This window comes from Streptococcus handemini (genome assembly GCF_040984445.1).
GTDB classification, from domain to species: domain Bacteria; phylum Bacillota; class Bacilli; order Lactobacillales; family Streptococcaceae; genus Streptococcus; species Streptococcus handemini.
The window spans coordinates 17,222-37,294 of the sequence record NZ_JBFRYH010000014.1 but is presented as its reverse complement, the minus strand read 5'-3'; the positions used below and the strand labels follow the sequence as shown (position 1 = coordinate 37,294).

Genomic DNA, 20,073 nt, shown 5'->3' with positions numbered 1-20,073 from the left:
GACCAAGAGTAGTCAAGAGGGTGAAGAAACACGCTACTTTATCTTGAGTAGTCAGGTTAGTGCGAAGGAATTATGCGACTATGTACGAGGTCATTGGCAGATAGAGAGTATGCATTGGTTATTAGATGTTGTTTTTCGAGAAGATGCGAATAAAACTTTGAACAAGCAGTTAGCGTTTAATTTGAATGTGATGGACAAATTCTGCCTAGCTGTCCTAAAACGGTTGGATTTTGGAAAGAAAATGAGCATGCGTCGTAAGAAATATGTCCTTAGTCTATCCTTTGACCAGTATTTAAAACGATTACTTTAAATCAAAAAAGTGTTTGAGGTAGAAAAAAGCCGAAGACTGTTTCATGCGTTTGTCGTGCGTGAAGCGCAGAAATAGTTGACAAAGACAGAAAAGATTGATAGAATAATGAGGTCCTAAGGACAAGAATTAGCCTTTCTTGGTCACGGGTTGCCAACCTGTTACTCGGATCTGGCTCAAATACAAAGGAGAAATACTCATGGCAATCTCAAAAGAGAAAAAAAATGAAATCATGGCGCAATACGCTCGTCATGAAGGTGATACTGGTTCAGTTGAAGTACAAGTAGCAGTGCTTACTTGGGAAATCAACCACTTGAATGACCACATCAAACAACACAAAAAAGACCACGCAACTTACCGTGGATTGATGAAAAAAATCGGTCGCCGTCGTAACTTGTTGGCTTACTTACGTAAGACAGACGTTAACCGTTACCGCGAATTGATTCATTCATTAGGTCTTCGTCGTTAATTTGATGAAAGGAAGCTCTCCCAGTCAGGGAGGGCTTTTTTCTTTCTAAATTTGTTTTCCTTCTTTTGTTTTTCGGCTAAAATATGATAAAATAAACAAGATACGTGGTTTTGTGCAAAGTTGAGTTTGGGAGTGTCCTAGATTGAGCTTTGTAGAAAACACGTCATCCTCTTTGGAATGAAGAACGGGTATATTTTTACTGACGGTTAATGTTCTGGAGAAAATTGGAATAATTAGATAATCAGGAGATACAAATGGCAAAACAAACATTTGAAATGACCTTTGCAGGTCGTCCGTTCGTTGTTGAGGTCGGTCAGGTTGCAAAGCAAGCAAACGGTAGCGTTGTTGTTCGCTATGGAGAAAGCACAGTGCTAACTGCGGCTGTTATGTCGAAAAAAATGGCAACAGGGGACTTCTTCCCTCTGCAAGTCAACTACGAAGAAAAAATGTATGCAGCTGGGAAATTTCCAGGCGGTTTTAACAAGCGTGAGGGGCGTCCGTCAACGGATGCAACCTTGACAGCTCGCCTCATTGACCGTCCGATTCGTCCTATGTTCGCTGAAGGCTTCCGCAATGAAGTGCAAGTGATTAACACCGTCTTGTCTTATGACGAAAATGCAAGCGCCCCTATGGCAGCGATGTTTGGTAGCTCACTTGCTCTGTCTATTTCAGATATTCCCTTTAATGGGCCAATCGCTGGTGTTCAAGTCGGCTATGTGGACGATGAATTGATTATCAATCCAACTAAGGAACAGGCTGAAGTTTCCTTACTTGAATTGACCGTTGCAGGTACAAAAGATGCGATTAACATGGTCGAGTCTGGAGCCAAAGAACTCTCAGAAGACATTATGCTTGAAGCTCTTCTCAAGGGTCACGAAGCGGTGAAAGAATTGATTGCCTTCCAAGAAGAAATCGCGGCTCAAGTCGGCAAGGAAAAAGCAGAAGTTGAGCTTCTTCATGTAGATGAAAACTTGCAGGCAGAAATCATTGCAGCCTATAACAGCGACTTGCAAAAAGCAGTCCAAGTCGAAGAAAAATTAGCTCGTGAAGCTGCTACTAATGCGGTAAAAGAGCAAGTGACAGCAGCTTACGAAGAAAAATACGCAGACCATGAAGAACACGACCGCATTATGCGAGATGTGGCAGAGATTCTAGAGCAAATGGAACATGCAGAAGTCCGTCGCTTGATTACAGAAGACAAGATTCGTCCTGACGGTCGCCGTGTCGATGAAATCCGGCCACTTGAAGCTGCGGTTGACTTCTTGCCGCGCGTGCATGGTTCAGGTCTCTTTACACGTGGACAAACCCAGGCCCTATCCGTCTTGACCTTGGCACCAATGGGAGAAACCCAAATCGTTGATGGTTTGGATCCTGAATATAAAAAACGTTTCTTGCACCACTACAATTTCCCTCAATATTCTGTAGGGGAAACTGGTCGCTATGGTGCGCCGGGTCGTCGTGAAATTGGTCACGGTGCTCTTGGAGAACGCGCTCTTGAACAAGTATTGCCAAGTTTGGAAGAGTTTCCGTATGCTATTCGCTTGGTAGCAGAAGTTCTTGAATCGAACGGTTCGTCTTCACAAGCCTCTATCTGTGCGGGCACACTTGCCCTTATGGCTGGTGGTGTGCCAATTAAGGCGCCAGTAGCAGGTATTGCCATGGGCTTGATTTCAGATGGTACCAACTATACTGTCTTGACGGACATCCAAGGTCTTGAAGACCACTTTGGGGATATGGACTTTAAGGTGGCTGGTACACGTGATGGGATTACCGCCCTTCAAATGGATATTAAGATTGAGGGAATTACAGCAGAAATCCTGCAAGAAGCCCTTGCACAAGCTAAGAAAGCTCGTTTTGAAATTTTAGATGTGATTGAAGAAGCGATTCCAGCTGTCCGTCCAGATCTAGCACCAACTGCACCGAAGATTGATACCATTAAGATTGATGTGGATAAAATCAAGATTGTCATCGGTAAGGGTGGCGAAACAATTGATAAGATTATCGCAGAGACAGGTGTCAAGATTGATATTGATGAAGAAGGTAACGTAGCGATTTACTCAAGTGACCGCGATGCCATTAACCGTGCGAAAGACATTATCGCTGGATTGGTGCGTGAAGCCAAGGTCGATGAAGTGTACCGTGCTAAGGTTGTCCGCATTGAAAAATTCGGTGCCTTTGTGAACCTCTTTGACAAGACAGATGCCCTTGTCCATGTCTCTGAAATGGCCTGGACTCGTGTGAATAAAGTCGAAGACTTGGTTCAAATTGGCGATGAAGTGGATGTCAAAGTCATCAAGATTGACGAAAAAGGTCGCGTGGATGCGTCAATGAAAGTTCTTCTTCCTCGACCAGAGAAGGTAGAACAAGCGGAACCAAGAGAAAAAACAGACCGCCCACGTCGTCCAAGAGAAAAGAAAGAAGACAGCAATTTTGGGGAGTTCAAGTTCCACAAGGTTGAAAAGTAGGGAGTGGGGCAGAAATCGATTTTGTCGTCTTCGCTTTCCAATTTTTAGGCTCAGGGATGAACAGCAACTCCCCTGACTGTTCATACCCCTCAAGGTTGACTAGGTTTGTAGACTGTTGATTTATCAACGTTTTACAAACCAGACAAGCCTCGCTTTCTAGTTTCTAGGCTCAGGTATCAATAGTCACTCCCTTGACTATTGATATACATCAAACTGCTCAAACGAAAAAATGAAAAGAGGTTGGGTACTTTTGTCCCAGCCTTATCATAAATAAAGGAGAAAAAATGGGTTGGTGGAAAGACACCATTGAGATTGTAAAAGAAAAAGACCCAGCAGCACGCACGACTTTAGAAGTGCTCTTAACCTATCCAGGGGTCAAGGCCCTGGCTGCCCACCGTGTATCGCATTTTCTGTGGCGACACAACTTGAAATTGCTGGCGCGGATGCACAGTCAATTTTGGCGCTTTTGGACGCAGATAGAGATTCATCCAGGCGCTCAGATTGCAAGTGGGGTGTTTATTGATCACGGCGCAGGACTGGTGATTGGGGAGACCGCAGAGATTGAATCAGGTGTCATGCTCTATCATGGAGTGACCCTAGGAGGGACTGGGAAAGATTGTGGCAAACGGCATCCGACTGTGCGCAGAGGCGCTCTTATCTCAGCCCATTCCCAAGTAATTGGTCCCATTGAAATTGGTGAGAATGCCAAGGTCGGTGCAGCAGCCGTTGTCTTGTCAGATGTCCCAGCAGATGTGACGGTTGTTGGGATGCCGGCAAAAATTGTTCGGATCCATGGCAAAAAAGATGAAGAAGCTATCCGTCCCTTGCAGGAAGCACGAGAAGCGAGTTACTATTCTGCCAAGTTGTAAGGATGAGAAAAGGAGCACGTCATGCTTTTAGAAGAATTTGAACCTGTCAAAGCTGTCATTGAGCCAGAAGTAGTGGTGAAACGACAGATAAAAGCAGAAGTCTGTCCGACTATGATTCTCACTTTTTCAGGAGAAGTACTTGAACAGGTGAGGCAGATGAAGGGCGTTCGTGAAGGTGGTGCTCTTACGAGTCTCAATGGCCGGTACCCTTGGTATATCTATGAACAGGATGGGCATCAGGTTGCGGTTGCACTTGCGCTTATTGGAGCTCCCATGACAGTCGGTCAGCTAGAGGAATATAAGGCGCTTGGTTTTGAGAATTTTATCGTTTTTGGAACTTGCGGTGTCTTGGATAAACGGATTGCGGCAGATAAATTGATTTTGCCCAGCGCAGCTCTTCGTGATGAGGGAATGAGCTACCATTACGCTCCTCCTAGCGATGAAATCAGCTATGAGCCAGCTTTGCTATTGACCATGGAAAAAATCCTAGATAAGCACCAGATTGAACATATTCGCACCAAAACTTGGACGACAGATGCTTTTTACCGCGAAACAGCTGCTAAGGTCAAGCGGCGAATGGCCAGTGGTGCAGAAGTCGTCGAGATGGAAGCGGCTAGTATTATGGCTTGGAGTCGTTTTAGAAAGGCGAAAGTCTATCAGTTTTTCTACACGGCAGATTACGTGGATCACCATCAAGAAGAATGGGATGCACGGCATGAAGAACGAACCCTCAATCCCCTGACTTTTTTTGAGATTGCCTTTATGATAGCTAAGGAGTTGATGGATGAAAAATAAGGATTTTTTGAAACGTTATTGGCACTACTATTTGACGTTTGTTTGTTGCATTGTCTTGGTGTTACTACAACTTTGGAAGGGGCATGTAGACCTGGCCCTCATTTGGGGGAGTTTTTCATTTATTTGGTTGCTTCTGATTTATATAGCCTATAAGAAACACGGAAGCAAATGATTGAAGAACACACAGAACTAGTAGCAAAACGTATTGCAAATGAGATAATTTCCAACAGAAAGGAAAGAGCGGGAAAGTATCCCAGCGCTCAAGAATAAAACGATGATTACGATTTATGATACCATGACACGAAGTCTCCGTGAGTTCGTGCCTTTAGAGACAGGCAAGGTCAAGATGTATGTCTGTGGACCAACGGTATATAACTATATCCATGTTGGAAATGCTCGTTCAACCGTTGCTTTTGATACCATTCGGCGCTATTTTGAATACCGTGGTTTTGAGGTGACCTACATTTCAAATTTTACCGACGTTGATGATAAGATTATCAATCGTGCCAAGGAAGAAGGGGTTACGCCACAAGAAATCGCTGAAAAATACATTGCAGCCTTTACCGCAGATGTGGAAAAATTAGGAGTGAAACCTGCCACCAAACACCCTCGCGTTATGCACTTTATGGAGGAAATTGTCGCCTTTATCGAGGATTTGATGGTAAAAGGTTATGCCTATGAGTCAGCAGGGGATGTCTATTTCCGTGTGGAGAAGTCAGAAAACTATGCAGCTCTGGCCAATAAAACCTTAGAAGATTTGGTATTGGGAGCTAGTGGTCGGACGGATGAAGAAACAGCTCGTAAGGAAAATCCAGTAGACTTTGCCCTCTGGAAATCCGCTAAAGTTGGTGAGATTTCATGGGATAGTCCATGGGGAAGGGGCCGTCCGGGTTGGCATATCGAATGTTCTGTTATGGCGACAGAGCTTTTAGGAGATACCATTGATATTCATGGTGGGGGTGCGGATTTGGAATTTCCTCACCATACCAATGAGATTGCTCAATCTGAGGCAAAAACTGGGAAAACCTTTGCCAATTATTGGATGCACAATGGCTTTGTCAATATTGACAATGTCAAGATGTCCAAATCCTTGGGCAACTTTATTACCGTTCATGATGCTCTCGAAACGGTTGATGGTCAAGTCTTGCGATTCTTCTTTGCCACTCAACATTACAGAAAACCGATTAACTTTACCGAAAAAGGGGTGCTAGACGCAGAAGTCAATCTCAAGTATCTGAAACGTACTTATGAGCAACCCTTCACAGAAACCGTAGAAGTGGCACAATTAGCCACCTTTGAACAGCTCTTCTGCCAAGCTATGGACGAAGATTTTAACACGGCAAATGGAATCACAGTCGTCTTTGAAATGGCCAAGTGGATCAATTCTGGAAATTATAATGAAACTATCAAAACCGCATTTGAAAAAATGTTAGCAGTTTTTGGGATTGTTTTTGAAGAAGAGGTGCTAGATAGTGCGATTGAAGCCTTGATAGAACAGCGCCAAGCAGCACGGGCAGCAAAAGACTTTGCCAAGGCCGATGCGATTCGTGACCAACTAGCTGCTCAAGGAATCAAGCTTCTTGATACCAAAGACGGAGTGAGGTGGACACGTGATTGATGTGACACTCATCAATGGGATTGCCTTGGCTTTTGAAGGGGATGCCGTCTATTCTATGTATATTCGTAGGCACTTGATTTTTAAGGGCTTGACCAAGCCCAATCAACTGCACCGAGAGGCGAATCGCTATGTCTCTGCTAAAGCACAAGCTGCCCTCATCTCCAAAATGCTAGAAGAAGATTTCCTTAGTGAAAAGGAAGTTGATATTTACAAACGTGGGCGCAATACGAACAGTCATACCAAGGCAAAAAATGCGGATGTTGTGACCTACCGTATGTCTACAGGCTTTGAAGCAGTGCTTGGTTACCTCCACATGACGAATCAAATCGAGCGACTTGAGGAAGTGATTGGCTGGTGCATTGAAAATGGATAGGAGGTCCTATGCAAGCAAAACGATTCTCTAAAAAGAATGGGAATGAAAGAAGTACAGATCAACGAATCCAGTTACGAAATAGCCAACAGGCCTTAGCCCTCTTTCCGACAGCAAGAATCACAGATACGGCAGATCATCAGTCTGGACAGCTTGTTTTTCCCTTGGCACATGGTCAATGGTTACAGGTGGCTGAAGACGAATTGACAGAGCGGGAGCGCTATTTACTGTCCTTATCTGCTGAGAATGAAGAAGCCTATGCGACTCAACCTTGGTATCGCTTTTTGGTCAAGGGGGTAGGGACAATGCCTCGTCAGCTCAACCTCATGCAATGGATCCATGTCCGCCATTCTTTATCTGCAACGGAAGAAAAAGAAGCAGTTGAATCGTGGTGTGATGTCATGCGTTCCCTGCTGCCAAATCGTGTGGCCGATTTTCAAGTGACAGCTCATGATAGGATTTTTATCTTGGATCAAAGCACCTTCCTTCCAGTTCAGGAAGTGTTAGCAGATACCCTATCTGCCATGGAGTTTGACTTTGGTTTGAAGTTGGCCGTTCTAGTTGGGCAGATGTGGTCGCTGGTAGCAGATGAAGATTGGGCAAAGATTTTTCAGGCAGAACACCAGCTCTTTATCGCTTGGCAGGAGCGTTTCCAATCTTCACGTGTCCTAACCTTTGGACAGGCTTTTCTTTTGGGTCAAGGGCAGGAAATCTCGCTTCGCCCCTTACGTTATCAACTATCTCACATGATTAGCCAGCAAGACCAGCTAGCAGATAGTATCCTTGCCTTGTGGGAAGAAGCGGCGGTGGTCACAAAAGCGGCGCAACGTCTCTATGTCCATCGCAATACGCTCCAATACCGCCTTGAAAAATGGCTCGATGTCAGTGGTTTACAGCTCCGCAATCTGACAGATTTGGCAGTCTGCTACCAGATTGTATTGGAAGAGGGAATAGGATAGTTGAGTAAAAATGGCTTTTGTGCAACTTGTACAAAATGCTTTTTTCTTTTTGTTCAAGCTGACAGGGAAAAATAAAGCGTTTTCATATATACTAAAAGAGTAAAAGAAAGCGAGGTTTGAACATGGTTCAATTAAATCTAAAAAACATCTATAAGAAATATCCAAACAGTGAGCATTATTCAGTTGAAGACTTTAACCTAGATATTAAGGATAAAGAGTTCATCGTATTTGTTGGACCATCAGGATGTGGTAAATCAACTACTCTTCGGATGATTGCAGGTCTTGAAGATATTACAGAAGGTGAAGCCTATATTGACGATGTCTTGATGAATGATGTGGCACCAAAAGACCGTGATATTGCCATGGTATTCCAAAACTATGCCCTTTACCCACACATGACGGTATTTGACAACATGGCTTTTGGGTTGAAATTGCGCAAATACAGCAAAGATGAAATCAAAAAACGTGTCGAAGAAGCAGCGGCTATCCTTGGCTTGACTGAATTCTTACAACGGAAACCAGCAGACCTTTCAGGTGGACAACGCCAACGTGTTGCCATGGGTCGTGCGATTGTCCGTGATGCAAAAGTATTCTTGATGGATGAGCCATTGTCAAACTTGGATGCAAAACTACGTGTATCCATGCGTACTGAAATTGCAAAAATCCACCGTCGTATCGGTGCGACAACCATCTACGTAACGCATGACCAAACAGAAGCAATGACACTTGCTGACCGTATTGTTATCATGAGTGCAACCAAGAATGAAGCTGGTACAGGTACCATCGGACGGATTGAGCAAATTGGTACACCAGAAGAATTGTACAACTCTCCAGTCAATAAATTTGTTGCGAGCTTTATCGGAAGCCCAGCTATGAACTTCTTCAATGTAACCTTGAAAGATGGTATTTTATCAGATGGTGATAACTTCTCAATCCGCTTGCCAGAAGGTCGCAGAAAACATTTGGAAGAAAAAGGGTATGAAGGAAAAACCTTCACACTTGGTATCCGTCCAGAAGATATCAAGGCTTCACAATTGGAATTGGATACGTACCCAGATAGCATCGTGACATCAGAAGTGGTGGTATCTGAGTTACTTGGTGCAGAGTCTATGCTCTATAGCCGTGTAGGTGCAACAGAATTTGTATCTCGTGTAGATGCACGTGATTTCCATAAGCCAGGTGAACAAGTCCGTCTTGCCTTCAACCTCAATAAAGCACACTTCTTTGATAATGATACAAATAAAGCAATCGTCTAATATTTGAATATACATTAAAACTCCCTGCCATCGTGGGGAGTTTACGTGTTTTTATAGAGTGTTAGGCGTCATTTTCCTCTGTGTATTGCTCGTAAAAGTCTACTTTCAACTGAATAAAGGCCTCCATATCATGAAGGAGTTGGAAGAGAGTGGCTCGTGCTTCAAATTCTTCCCGTGTTTGAGGAAGCGGACGCTCACGGAAGGTCTGATGGAAGAGTTCGATGTCTTCTAGCAGTTCGTGGCCAGGATTATGTCTACTTAATTGGGAGGCTGTTCGTTCAAAAAGACTGGCTAGAATGACGGCTTCTCGACTTTCAAGGGAGAATGTATTGATATTATTGGCCATGGCGCGTAGAATTTTATTTTGTGCCAATCGCATTTCAAAATAATGAACTTGATAGTTGGTTTGGTAAAAAACCTGATTGTGACGATCAAGATAGACGATATCAAGGGCTTCTTGCAGGGTTTGATCCAGTTGGATAACAAGCTGGGCTTCGTTTCGGCCATCGCCGGTTAACAAGAAATCTTGGAAGCGTAGTAAGATAGCCTTGAGCTCTTGTTCAACTTGCTCATGGTAATATTGGATTTTCTTGTCTTGCGAAGGCATATAGAGGTTGGCAAGGAGGGCAATGCCTGCACCGATGAGAAAGATGGCTAGTTCGTTTCCAAGCAGAGTTAGTGACGTCGATTGTTCTAAGAAAAGGTGGGTCACAAGGACAGTGCATGGGGCAATCCCAGCGGTCAAATTCGCCTTATAAGCAAGGGGCACATAGAGGCAGAGATAGAGCCCTAGAGTAAATAAGTGAAAGCCAAAGAGTGAGAACGCAAGAGCTGCAATAGCAAGGGCTAAAACCGTTGACCAAAGCCTAGCCCAGGCAGTTTTTAGGGAGGCACGTCTCGTATCCAAAACGCTTAAAATAGCGATGATCCCAGCGGATGTCGCATAAGATAGCTGCAAAAAATCTGCTAAGGCAATGGCCATACAAGTCGCTAACACTAGTTTAATCGTCCGATGAAGTAAGGGCATAGAGCTCTCCTAGTTCTTTTTTGAGTATATAGAAAGAATATGGTATTATTGTAGCATAAAATAAGGAGAAAGTATCTGATGAAAAGGATAAAGAAAAATAAGTTGGTAGCTGTCAGTATTGGGCTATTTTTGAGTGCAGTAGTGCTTTGCGCATGCGCAGGGGTACATCAAGCAACAACGTCGAACAGCCCATCAAGTAGCATTGAAAATAGAAAGAAAGAAAAATCGTCCACAGAATTGCAGCAGGAAAAGTCTTCTAGTAGTGAAAAAGAGAGCAGTTCTTCCTCAACGGCTGTATCGTCTTCGACAAGCCCAAATCATCAAATGCAGCCTGGAATGCCCAAAAGGCCCAGCGCTTGCAGGACTATATTTTGGCTTATTGGGGGCCAGCTCTAGGGCAGGAATACCGTTCTTACGACCCAATGCACGATGTGAATTTTTATGGGATTCTGATTCCGAGCTATGTTTTAAATCCGAGTCTGGATCGAAGTCAGTTCCCAAGTATGGTACCTGATTTTGCTGGACAAACTCCTTACTTGATTTGGTCAGAAAACGGCTTGGTAGAAGCGAGACAAATAGCCTTGGTAGCTGTTTATTCCGATATTGAAACGACGAAATTTCCTGCCTCCCATCTGTATCTGTTTACCATTCATCAAGGAATACCGAAGGTTTGGATTACTGAGCAGAATCAAGGAAATCCTGAGCAAGTTCTCTATTTCAGAGAAACAGCTAATGAAGAATTAAAGAATTTCTTTAGCGAATTAGTAGGGGAATAATCTGATTCGTGTGCGGAGAATTGTTCCACGACCTGAGCTATATAGGTGAAAACGGGCTATATTTAGCTCGTTTTTGTCATTTTATACTCCGTTAATTTCAAAAAATAGAAAAAAATCAGATGAAGCGTAGGGAACTATGAGATGGGTTTGATATGATAGGGAAAACAACCATTACAAAAGGAGTCATCCCGCTATGAAACGAAAACTAATTGCCTTAGTCAGCTTGTGTGCTCTTGTCTTAGTTGGCTGTCATGCAACCCCAAAGATGGAAGCAAAAAAAGAGACCACGCCTAGTTACCGCTACCACAATCTTGTCAACACCAAAAACACAGAAGAACTCCAAAAAGATTTACAAGAACAAGGCGTTTCAAAAGAAAATTGGCAAGCCCTATCCGCCTTTATCGACAGCTATCATCAGGCCAATAAGTCCTACGAAAAGGAAGCCGAGGACTGGACAAGCATGGAGATTGGAAAAGATGCGAATCAGTTTACGACGATGATGGATGTCGAAGAGTATAAAGAAAAGGTTAGTCATTTTCCAAAAGATCTGAACTGTCGGCAAACAGCTTTTCTGTTTCTACGTTCTCTCTTGACCTATGATACAGACAAGGTGAAAAATCTGGCAGAACATCCAGAGTTTCAGACTTTGAAGCAATATCATCCTGAATTGACAGAAGCAGACAGTCAGTTATATAGTCTCTTGTTTCTTGATAATCCAGCCTACAAGTCTGCAACTGATCTGACCAAGGCTTGGAAAGATGCAGGTGTTGCGTTCTCTAACAAACTGCGTCTGTTGTCAGCGGTGCAAAATGTAGATGGTTCTGTGATTAGTATGCATGTTGGCTTAGTGTATGAAAAAGATGGAAAAGTCTATTTTCTTGAAAAGATGGATCCATCCCTTCCATATCGATTAAGCGAATTTCAATCTTGGAAAGATTTCCACGAGCATATGCTGACTGGCCGTTTCCAATTCTTTAAAGACCAGATTGCGTTATTGGTCAACGATCAGGACTTGTCTGAACTAGCAAACATGAAGTAATGTTAGAAAGAACCTGTATTCATAAGCGAAGTAATTCTAATCTAGAGCTTATGAATACAGGTTCTTAATGGTGTTTTAATTAGAGTATGATTCATAAAAGAAGGTGAAATTGAGCGAATCTAATCTCCATTGACTAGCAAATGCCAGTTGAAACTGTTATAATAAGGCTATGAAACAAGTAGAAGAAAATGATATCGTATATGGCGTACATGCAGTGGTGGAAAGTTTGGAAGCCAATGTCGGCAATAAACTCTATCTGCAGGATGATTTGCGTGGAAAAAATGTTGAAAAAATCAAGGCCCTAGCAACTGAAAAAAAGGTCTCGATTTCTTGGACATCAAAGAAGAGTTTGTCGGAGATGACCTCGGGTGCTGTTCATCAAGGATTTGTCTTGCGAGTGTCGGCATTTGCCTACGCAGAGCTAGGAGATATTTTAGCCAAAACAGAGCAGGAAGCCAATCCCCTGATTCTGATTTTGGATGGTCTGACGGATCCACATAATTTTGGGTCTATCTTACGGACGGCAGACGCAACACAGGTAGCCGGGATTATTATTCCCAAACACCGTGCGGTTGGTGTGACACCAGTAGTTGCGAAAACCTCGACAGGTGCGGTCGCACATGTTCCGATTGCCCGTGTGACAAACCTAAGCCAGACCTTGGACACATTAAAAGAAGCTGGTTTCTGGATTTTTGGAACAGATATGAATGGCACGCCCAGTCACAAATGGAATACACAGGGCAAGCTCGCTCTCATCATTGGCAATGAAGGCAAGGGTATTTCTGCCAATATCAAAAAGCAGGTTGATGAAATGATTACCATTCCAATGAAAGGACACGTCCAAAGTTTAAATGCCAGCGTGGCAGCTGCTGTCTTGATGTATGAAGTGTTTCGCAAAAAAGTATAATACTCATTCGAAATGAAAAAATAACACGATGTATCAAATAGCAAAATAAGATTCCGCAGTTTCAAGCGAACGAAGTGAGCTTGAAAAGATATTTTTGCCGTAGTGGTATGATGAGTGACAGTGTTGCTGTCACTCATAACGGACTTTTTGAGACCTAGGCTCAAAAATGAGGAATGAAGCTCCGAAGGAGGTTGTTTCCGTCCGCACTACTTAAGAGAATATCAAAAAAGTTATTTTTAGAAATGAACTGAGTATAAGGTCGTAAGAGAAATCAGCAAAGGAGATTTATGGTAGCATTTAAGATTATGACAGATTCGACGGCTGATGTGCCGCTAGAGTGGATCGAGCAATATGGGCTTACCGTTATGGGCTTGACCGTAGAGTTAGACGGCATCGTTTATGAAACAGTTGGGGAGAATCGCTTAACCAGCGATGTGTTACTGGAAAAGATGCTAGCAGGTGGCCAACCAACTACTAGCCAGGTCAATGTGGGGCAATTTGAAGCAGTTTTTACAGAAGCTGCACAGGTAGGAGAAGCCGTATTGTATCTCGCATTTTCAGCCGCTTTATCAGGAACTTACCAAAGTGCAGTTATGGCGCGTGACATCGTCCTAGAAGAGTACCCAACAGCTGTTATTGAAATTATCAATACCAAGGCAGCGACCATTGGAGAAGGCTATTTAGTTCTTAAGGCAGCGCAAGCGCGGGAAGCAGGCAGCTCACTTGCTGAAACAGTAGCATTGATTGAAGACTTAGCACCACGCTTACGGACCTATCTGTTGGTGGACGACTTGCAGCACTTGGTACGAGGTGGTAGACTTTCAAAAGCAGCCGCTCTGATTGGTGGTTTGGTTAATATTAAACCCTTACTTTCGATAGATACAGAAGGCAGTTTGGTTCCAATTGCAAAGCTAAGAGGTAAGAAGAAAGGGATAAAGGAAATGCTCTCCCTAACCTTGCAACAGCTAGACGATTCCTGTGTCATGGTGGCTTATACTGGCGATATAGAAATAGCTGAGCAACTGAAAGACACCTTACTGGCAGGACCGCAGGTAGAGCAGGTTATCTTAGAGCCTCTAGGACCGATTATTGCCAGCCACACAGGAACTGGGGCGATCGCTATTTTATCCATTAGCAAAGACAAGCGGTAAAACGCTTTTCTTTGAAAGAAAAAAGAAAACGCTTACCAAGGAGAAAGAAATGAAGCGCTTATTATCAGCCTATGCAAGCGATGTTAGGACAATGACGAAGTCCGACTTAAAGCAAAGTATCAAGGCCAGCGAAGGTCGGATTTTATTAGGGGAAACAGTCGTGACAGCAGCGCCTTTAATTGCAGGTGTGTCAAATGCGGAAATGATGTCTGCGTTTGGCTGTGATTTGCTGATCCTCAATGAATTTGATGTTTTCACTTGTTTTATTCAGGATTTTTATACTTGTGATAATCCTATTGCAGAGTTAAAACGTCTAACAGGCCGTCCTATTGGCATTAACTTAGAGCCAGTTGACGAAACAGAGATTGTACTGGATGAACAGGTCCACCTTTCTCCAGGTCGTAAGGTCAGTTCTGCTAGTTTGCAGAGGGCGAATGAACTTGGAATTGACTTTATCATGCTGACAGGCAATCCATCAACAGGTGTGTCTTTAGCTGCCATTGAGTTTGCTATTCGTCTTGCAGTAGAGCACTTTGATGGTTTGATTTTTGCAGGGAAAATGCACGGGGCAGGATTAGGTGAAACGGTGGTCAACGAAGTAGCTTTACTGGATTTTGTCGCAGCAGGAGCAGATGGTGTCTTGATTCCGGCGGTGGGAACAGTTCCAGGTGTCCGAGAAGATGTAGTGGCACCAATCATTGAGCGCATTAAACAAGCTGGTGCTTTGGTGATGTCGACAATTGGCACCAGTCAAGAAAGTGCAGATAGTCAGACAGTGCGTGAGTTTGGCCTTAGCAATAAGCGCGTGGGTTCAGACATTCATCATATTGGAGATGGAGGATACGGTCGCATGCCAGATCCAGAAAATATCTTAGCCTTAAGCCTAGCCGTCAGAGGAAAGCGCCACACCTACTTCCGAATGGGACAGTCCATTCTTCGTTAACAATCGCTTTTATTGAAATAGGGCAAAAAAATTCAAGAAAAAAGAGAGTAGTTAGGCTTGACTTTCTCTCTTTTCTTTTGATATAATGGTAGACGGTATTGTTTACCCCATTTGAAAGGCCCCGGAACCCTTCAAATAACTTGCGGACCGGAACATCCGCCCTGTAAACAAAAACGACATTCATATAGGAGAAATCATGAACAAAACAACATACATGGCTAAGCCAGGTGAAGTTGAACGCAAATGGTATGTAGTAGATGCTACTGATGTGCCTCTTGGACGCCTTTCAGCAGTTGTAGCAAGCGTTCTTCGTGGAAAAAACAAACCAACATTTACACCACACACTGATACAGGTGACTTCGTAATCGTTATCAATGCTGAAAAAGTGAAATTGACTGGTAAAAAAGCAACGGATAAAGTTTACTACACTCACTCAATGTATCCAGGTGGATTGAAATCAATCACTGCTGGTGAACTTCGTTCAAAAAATGCAGTTCGTTTGATTGAAAAATCAGTTAAAGGAATGCTTCCGCACAACACTCTTGGACGCGCTCAAGGGATGAAACTGAAAGTATTCGTTGGTTCTGAGCACAACCACGCTGCACAACAACCAGAAGTTCTTGATATTTCAGGACTTATCTAAGGAAAGGAACAAATAAAGTATGTCACAAGCACAATATGCAGGTACTGGACGTCGTAAAAACGCTGTTGCACGCGTTCGCCTTGTTCCAGGAACTGGTAAAATCACTGTTAATAAAAAAGATGTAGAAGAGTATATCCCGCACGCAGACCTTCGTTTGGTTATTAACCAACCATTTGCTGTTACATCAACAGTAGGAAGCTACGATGTTTTCGTAAACGTTGTAGGTGGTGGTTATGCAGGTCAATCAGGAGCTATCCGTCATGGTATCGCTCGTGCCCTTCTTCAAGTAGACCCAGACTTCCGCGACTCTCTTAAACGCGCTGGCCTTCTCACACGTGACGCTCGTATGGTAGAACGTAAGAAACCAGGTCTTAAGAAAGCACGTAAAGCTAGCCAGTTCAGTAAACGTTAAGAAACGGCTTTATATCAGCTTTTATCAACACTTCATGGTTGCCACTATGGAGTGTTTTTTGGTGCATTTTTGGAAAAATTGCCACCAAAATTGCCACCAAATTCCCACCATTTATTCTTTCAGATTTTCATTTAGCGCATTCTTTTTTGAGTTGGCTATGATATAATGAATAGTGAAAATGTTTGATGACGATTCTGTAAGGAAACGGTCTAATGAAATGAGGTTAAGTTGCTATGATTACATCAGAAGAGATAAAGTTACGTCTATGGAATGGAGCAAATGAATTACGTGGTTCCATGGATGCTAGTCGTTATAAGGACTATATGTTGGGACTAATGTTCTATAAATTTTTAAGTGATCAAACACTCAAAACCTTTGCCATGACTGCTGGCTTGACAAGTGAGGATAATTGGTATGATGCGTATATAGAAGCACATGCTAGCTATGGGGAAGACCTCGAGCAGATGATTCAGGATGTCGTTGGCTATTATGTGCGTCCGACTCATCTTTACCAAACTTGGATTAAGGACATGAACGCAGGACATTTTGAAGTACAAAAGGTTGCGGACAGTCTTAGTCAATTTGAGCGTAGTATAGCAGTATCCAAGGGGTCAGATGATTTCAAGGGACTTTTTGCCAATTCGACATTGGACTTATCAGACACAGCACTAGGAAGTAACTTAAATGAGCGTAGTAAAAATATTCAAGCACTGATTCGCTTGTTTGAAGACTTGGATATGGTGGCTCTGCAAGATGGAGATGTACTAGGAGATGCCTACGAATACCTGATTGGTCAGTTTGCCATGGAATCAGGAAAAAAAGCAGGAGAGTTCTATACACCTCGTCAGGTCAGTGAAGTGATGGCACAAATAGTTGCTACGAATGATGGTATCTCGTCGATCTATGACCCAACGGTTGGTTCAGGTTCGCTGTTGTTAACGGTTAAGAAACATCTGCCAGATGAACAACAGAAAAGGTTAAGGTATTATGGTCAGGAAAAAAACACAGCCACGTATAACCTGACACGGATGAACCTTTTATTGCATGGCGCTCGTCCAGAGAAAATGACCGTAAAAAATGGCGATACACTCTCACACGACTGGCCAGAAGATCCAGAAAGACCAAATGAGGGTGTGCAATTTGATGCAGTGGTGATGAACCCACCTTATTCTGTTAAAAATTGGAATCGCTCTGGCTTGAAACCAAGTGATCCACGTTTTGAACTTGCAGGTGTACTACCACCGGATTCAAAAGGGGATTATGCCTTTTTATTGCATGGTTTATATCACTTATCAACAACAGGGACGATGGCCATCGTTTTGCCGCATGGCGTGCTGTTCCGTGGAGCGGCAGAGGGTGAAATTCGTAAGCGTCTGTTAGAGAAAAATCAAATTGATGCGGTGATTGGGCTTCCGAGTAATCTCTTTACCAACACAGGGATTCCTGTTTGTATCATTATTTTGAAGAAGAATAGGGAGTTAAATGAGCCTGTCCTCTTTATCGATGCCTCCAAAAACTTTATCAAATCCGGTAAGCAAAATGCGCTTCAAGAAAAAGACATTGCCAAAATTGTCGATGTCTACCAAAATCGTTTGGAAGAGAAGGGGTACAGTCATTTAGCAACCCGTCAAGAGTTAATTCAAAATGACTATAATATGAATATCCCACGTTATGTGGCAGCTATTGATGAAGAAATTCCACATGATGTAGATGCTCACCTGTATGGCGGTATTCCAGAAAAAAACATCACGTCATTAAACGTATTAAATCAACTATTGCCTGATGTGCTGAAACAAGCTTTTACAGAGAAATCGCCCGGCTATTTAAAATTAAAAAAATCCATAGAAGAATTTACCAAGGATATTTTTTCCCACCCTGCAGTTTTAACAGTATCTGAGGAGATAAAAAAAGTCATATTAGAGTATGTGGAAGTGTATTGGAACGGGCTACACCAACTGAATCCAGATACGAATACACGTATGTTGAAAAAAGAGATGTTGACAGACATTAAGACACGTCTTGCTGAATTTGAATTGGTTGATATTTATGAAGGGTATCAAATCATGGCAGAAATCTGGACAGAAACATTAACACACGATGCAGAACTCATTGAACAATTGGGTTACTATACAGCTGGTCGCACACGTGAACCAAACATGGTTACAAAAGGGAAAAATAAAGACAAGATACAAGATGGATGGAATGGTGCCATCATTCCAAATCGTCTAATTGCTAGTGAACTTTTCGCAAGTGAGCAGTCAGAAATTGAAGACTTAAAATCTAGATTAGTAGAAATCGAAAGTGAATTAAGTGAGTTGGTTGAAGCAGCTAAGGTAGAAGACAGCGAAGAATACACCGCTCTCTTTGATGCTATTAAGAAAAATGATGAAGGAGAGCCACAAGATAGCTTTGACAATAAACTGTTGAATCAATCCTTGAAGCAAGTGGAGCAAACATCTGCTGAATATGCTCTTTTGAAAAAAGTTGTGGAGAATACGAAGGAAAAAGCGACCATTAACAAAACCATCAAGGTAAAAGAGCAGGAGTTGAAAGAATTGGTATCTGACCGCATTGAGCAATTAACAGATGAAGAAATAGACCAACTTTTATACAAAAAATGGTTTGGTACTGTTGTCAATAAGGCTGTAGGACTGGTTGAAACCCCTCTTAAGGCTGAGATTGCTATTATTGATGAGTTGAACAAGCGCTACGGTGAAACATTAGATGACATGGACGCTGAAATTGCCAAGCTAGAGAAAGAACTAGAAGCCTTAATGAATGAATTGGTGGTGCTATCATGACAAAAATAACTAAGAAAATACCCAAACGCCGCTTTAAAACGTTCAAAAATGCTGAAGCTTGGGAACAGCGGAAGTTGGAAGCGCTTTGCGAATTATTCACAGATGGCGACTGGATTGAAGCAAAGGATCAAAGTAATTCTGGAGTAAGGTTAGTACAAACTGGAAATGTTGGGACCGCCGAATACCTGGATAAAGAAAATAACAAAAAATGGATTTCGGAAGATACTTTTGAAAAACTTCATTGTGAGGAAATATATGAAGGAGATATTCTGATTTCACGACTTCCGGAACCTGCTGGAAGAGCCTGTATTATGCCAAATTTAGGCACTCGTATGATTACAGCAGTAGATTGCACTATCATCAGAACAGCCAAAGAATTCGATAGTAAATACCTAGTTCAATATCTAACTACACCGATGTATTTCAAGGTGGTAAATTCATTTCTTGGCGGTGGAACAAGGCAACGAATAAGCCGAGGAAATTTATCAAGCATAGACATTCCTATCCCTTCAACATTGGAGGAACAAAAAAGAATTGGGCAATATTTTGCTAACCTAGATAATCTCATCACCCTTCATCAGCGTAAGTTAGATAAGCTAAAAAATGTCAAAAAAGCCTATTTGTCGGAATTATTCCCTGCTGAAGGAGAGCGTGAGCCAAAACGCCGTTTTCCAGGATTTACGGACGCTTGGGAACAGCGGAAGTTGGGGGAAGTGGCTAGTTATAGGCGTGGTTCGTTTCCTCAACCTTATGGAAAAAGTGAATGGTATGGTGGTGAATATGCTAAGCCGTTCGTACAAGTTGCTGATGTGGCTGATTCAATGTGCTTAGTTAAAGATACAAAACAAAAGATAAGTCTTCTTGCTCAACCATTAAGTGTTTTTGCTGAGAAAGGATCAGTTTTAGTTACCTTACAGGGAAGTATTGGACGTGTTGCTATCATACAATATGGAGCATTTATAGATAGAACGATTTTGATTTTTGAAAAATACAAAATAGATATAGATAACGTATTTTGGGCTTATATTATTAAGCAGAAGTTTGTTGAAGAGGCACTCAAAGCTCCGGGAGGAACAATAAAAACAATAACTAAAGAGGCATTATCTGACTTCGATTTACGATTACCAAATTTTGAAGAACAAACTCAAATCGGCACATTCTTCTTTGCCCTCGACTCCCTCATCACCCTTCATCAGCGTAAATTGGATAAGCTAAAAGATTTGAAAAAAGCCTACTTAAATGAACTATTCGTTTGATTTCAGCGTG

General features: G+C 42.6%; 19 protein-coding genes. 18 read left to right on the top strand and 1 reads right to left on the bottom strand.

All coding sequences use genetic code 11. The features are described 5' to 3' along the window. From ABPH35_RS03560 to ABPH35_RS03520, 9 genes are all read left to right on the top strand, one after another. Positions 1–310, top strand: a 310-nt coding sequence (locus tag ABPH35_RS03560; RefSeq protein ID WP_349987980.1) for an ISAs1 family transposase, incomplete at its 5' end; no start/stop codon positions are given. Between the two features lie 196 nt (positions 311–506). Further along, positions 507–776: a 30S ribosomal protein S15 gene (rpsO, locus tag ABPH35_RS03555; RefSeq protein WP_067086848.1), complete on the top strand. Its 270-nt coding sequence runs from the start codon at positions 507–509 to the stop codon at positions 774–776. Between the two features lie 254 nt (positions 777–1,030). Then, on the top strand, positions 1,031–3,241 hold the full coding sequence (gene pnp / locus ABPH35_RS03550) for a polyribonucleotide nucleotidyltransferase (RefSeq protein WP_349989462.1): 2,211 nt from the start codon (positions 1,031–1,033) through the stop codon (positions 3,239–3,241). Between the two features lie 284 nt (positions 3,242–3,525). Then, positions 3,526–4,110, top strand: coding sequence for a serine O-acetyltransferase (cysE, locus tag ABPH35_RS03545; RefSeq protein ID WP_119875767.1), 585 nt, complete (start codon positions 3,526–3,528; stop codon positions 4,108–4,110). A 21-nt stretch (positions 4,111–4,131) separates the two neighbouring features. After that, positions 4,132–4,905, top strand: coding sequence for a nucleoside phosphorylase (locus tag ABPH35_RS03540; protein ID WP_349989461.1), 774 nt, complete (start codon positions 4,132–4,134; stop codon positions 4,903–4,905). 274 nt (positions 4,906–5,179) lie between these two features. Further along, a complete protein-coding gene (gene cysS / locus ABPH35_RS03535; RefSeq protein WP_349989460.1) occupies positions 5,180–6,523 on the top strand; it encodes a cysteine--tRNA ligase in 1,344 nt (447 codons plus the stop codon). Beyond that, positions 6,516–6,896, top strand: a complete 381-nt coding sequence (locus tag ABPH35_RS03530; RefSeq protein WP_349989459.1) for a Mini-ribonuclease 3 — start codon at positions 6,516–6,518, stop codon at positions 6,894–6,896. The genes cysS and ABPH35_RS03530 overlap by 8 nt, the downstream gene beginning before the upstream one ends. 8 nt (positions 6,897–6,904) lie before the next feature. Next, positions 6,905–7,852 carry a helix-turn-helix domain-containing protein gene (locus ABPH35_RS03525; protein ID WP_368849600.1) on the top strand — a complete coding sequence of 316 codons (948 nt, stop codon included), beginning with the start codon at positions 6,905–6,907 and terminating at the stop codon, positions 7,850–7,852. A 122-nt stretch (positions 7,853–7,974) separates the two neighbouring features. Then, positions 7,975–9,108 (top strand): ABC transporter ATP-binding protein, encoded by a 1,134-nt coding sequence (locus ABPH35_RS03520; protein ID WP_349989457.1) that lies wholly within the window; start codon positions 7,975–7,977, stop codon positions 9,106–9,108. Between the two features lie 61 nt (positions 9,109–9,169). Here ABPH35_RS03520 and ABPH35_RS03515 read toward each other — a convergent pair whose 3' ends face one another. Next, the gene (locus ABPH35_RS03515; RefSeq protein WP_349989477.1) at positions 9,170–10,135 is read right to left on the bottom strand and encodes an aromatic acid exporter family protein; all 966 of its coding nucleotides are present in this window, start codon (positions 10,133–10,135) and stop codon (positions 9,170–9,172) included. A 296-nt stretch (positions 10,136–10,431) separates the two neighbouring features. Between ABPH35_RS03515 and ABPH35_RS03510 the strand changes: the two genes are divergently transcribed. The 9 genes from ABPH35_RS03510 (at position 10,432) to ABPH35_RS03470 (ending at position 20,063) form a co-directional block, all read left to right on the top strand. Continuing rightward, positions 10,432–10,911: a DUF4767 domain-containing protein gene (locus ABPH35_RS03510; RefSeq protein WP_349989478.1), complete on the top strand. Its 480-nt coding sequence runs from the start codon at positions 10,432–10,434 to the stop codon at positions 10,909–10,911. A gap of 193 nt (positions 10,912–11,104) precedes the next feature. Then, positions 11,105–11,950, top strand: coding sequence for a DUF4300 family protein (locus ABPH35_RS03505; RefSeq protein ID WP_349989476.1), 846 nt, complete (start codon positions 11,105–11,107; stop codon positions 11,948–11,950). 169 nt (positions 11,951–12,119) lie between these two features. Next, complete coding sequence (gene rlmB / locus ABPH35_RS03500; RefSeq protein WP_349989475.1) at positions 12,120–12,857, top strand: 23S rRNA (guanosine(2251)-2'-O)-methyltransferase RlmB; 738 nt, start codon at positions 12,120–12,122, stop codon at positions 12,855–12,857. A 287-nt stretch (positions 12,858–13,144) separates the two neighbouring features. Beyond that, positions 13,145–14,008, top strand: coding sequence for a DegV family protein (locus ABPH35_RS03495; protein ID WP_349989474.1), 864 nt, complete (start codon positions 13,145–13,147; stop codon positions 14,006–14,008). 49 nt (positions 14,009–14,057) lie between these two features. Further along, entirely contained in the window at positions 14,058–14,951 is an 894-nt protein-coding gene (locus tag ABPH35_RS03490; protein ID WP_349989473.1) for a DUF7916 family protein, read from the top strand. 196 nt (positions 14,952–15,147) lie between these two features. Beyond that, positions 15,148–15,594, top strand: a complete 447-nt coding sequence (gene rplM / locus ABPH35_RS03485) for a 50S ribosomal protein L13 (RefSeq protein ID WP_067086679.1) — start codon at positions 15,148–15,150, stop codon at positions 15,592–15,594. Between the two features lie 19 nt (positions 15,595–15,613). Further along, on the top strand, positions 15,614–16,006 hold the full coding sequence (rpsI, locus tag ABPH35_RS03480) for a 30S ribosomal protein S9 (protein WP_067086676.1): 393 nt from the start codon (positions 15,614–15,616) through the stop codon (positions 16,004–16,006). A gap of 233 nt (positions 16,007–16,239) precedes the next feature. Continuing rightward, positions 16,240–18,807, top strand: coding sequence for a type I restriction-modification system subunit M (locus tag ABPH35_RS03475; RefSeq protein WP_368849599.1), 2,568 nt, complete (start codon positions 16,240–16,242; stop codon positions 18,805–18,807). Beyond that, positions 18,804–20,063, top strand: coding sequence for a restriction endonuclease subunit S (locus tag ABPH35_RS03470; protein WP_368849598.1), 1,260 nt, complete (start codon positions 18,804–18,806; stop codon positions 20,061–20,063). Before ABPH35_RS03475 ends, ABPH35_RS03470 begins: the two co-directional genes overlap by 4 nt. Positions 20,064–20,073: the final 10 nt, after the last annotated feature.

Excerpts from the sequence above, each read along its gene's own strand:
- rpsO (WP_067086848.1), top strand. The coding sequence starts at position 507 with ATGGCAATCTCAAAAGAGAAAAAAAATGAAATCATGGCGCAATACGCT.
- pnp (WP_349989462.1), top strand. The coding sequence starts at position 1,031 with ATGGCAAAACAAACATTTGAAATGACCTTTGCAGGTCGTCCGTTCGTT.
- cysE (WP_119875767.1), top strand. The coding sequence starts at position 3,526 with ATGGGTTGGTGGAAAGACACCATTGAGATTGTAAAAGAAAAAGACCCA.
- ABPH35_RS03540 (WP_349989461.1), top strand. The coding sequence starts at position 4,132 with ATGCTTTTAGAAGAATTTGAACCTGTCAAAGCTGTCATTGAGCCAGAA.
- cysS (WP_349989460.1), top strand. The coding sequence starts at position 5,180 with ATGATTACGATTTATGATACCATGACACGAAGTCTCCGTGAGTTCGTG.
- ABPH35_RS03525 (WP_368849600.1), top strand. The coding sequence starts at position 6,905 with ATGCAAGCAAAACGATTCTCTAAAAAGAATGGGAATGAAAGAAGTACA.
- ABPH35_RS03520 (WP_349989457.1), top strand. The coding sequence starts at position 7,975 with ATGGTTCAATTAAATCTAAAAAACATCTATAAGAAATATCCAAACAGT.
- ABPH35_RS03515 (WP_349989477.1), bottom strand. The coding sequence starts at position 10,135 with ATGCCCTTACTTCATCGGACGATTAAACTAGTGTTAGCGACTTGTATG.
- ABPH35_RS03505 (WP_349989476.1), top strand. The coding sequence starts at position 11,105 with ATGAAACGAAAACTAATTGCCTTAGTCAGCTTGTGTGCTCTTGTCTTA.
- rlmB (WP_349989475.1), top strand. The coding sequence starts at position 12,120 with ATGAAACAAGTAGAAGAAAATGATATCGTATATGGCGTACATGCAGTG.
- ABPH35_RS03495 (WP_349989474.1), top strand. The coding sequence starts at position 13,145 with ATGGTAGCATTTAAGATTATGACAGATTCGACGGCTGATGTGCCGCTA.
- ABPH35_RS03490 (WP_349989473.1), top strand. The coding sequence starts at position 14,058 with ATGAAGCGCTTATTATCAGCCTATGCAAGCGATGTTAGGACAATGACG.
- rplM (WP_067086679.1), top strand. The coding sequence starts at position 15,148 with ATGAACAAAACAACATACATGGCTAAGCCAGGTGAAGTTGAACGCAAA.
- rpsI (WP_067086676.1), top strand. The coding sequence starts at position 15,614 with ATGTCACAAGCACAATATGCAGGTACTGGACGTCGTAAAAACGCTGTT.
- ABPH35_RS03475 (WP_368849599.1), top strand. The coding sequence starts at position 16,240 with ATGATTACATCAGAAGAGATAAAGTTACGTCTATGGAATGGAGCAAAT.
- ABPH35_RS03470 (WP_368849598.1), top strand. The coding sequence starts at position 18,804 with ATGACAAAAATAACTAAGAAAATACCCAAACGCCGCTTTAAAACGTTC.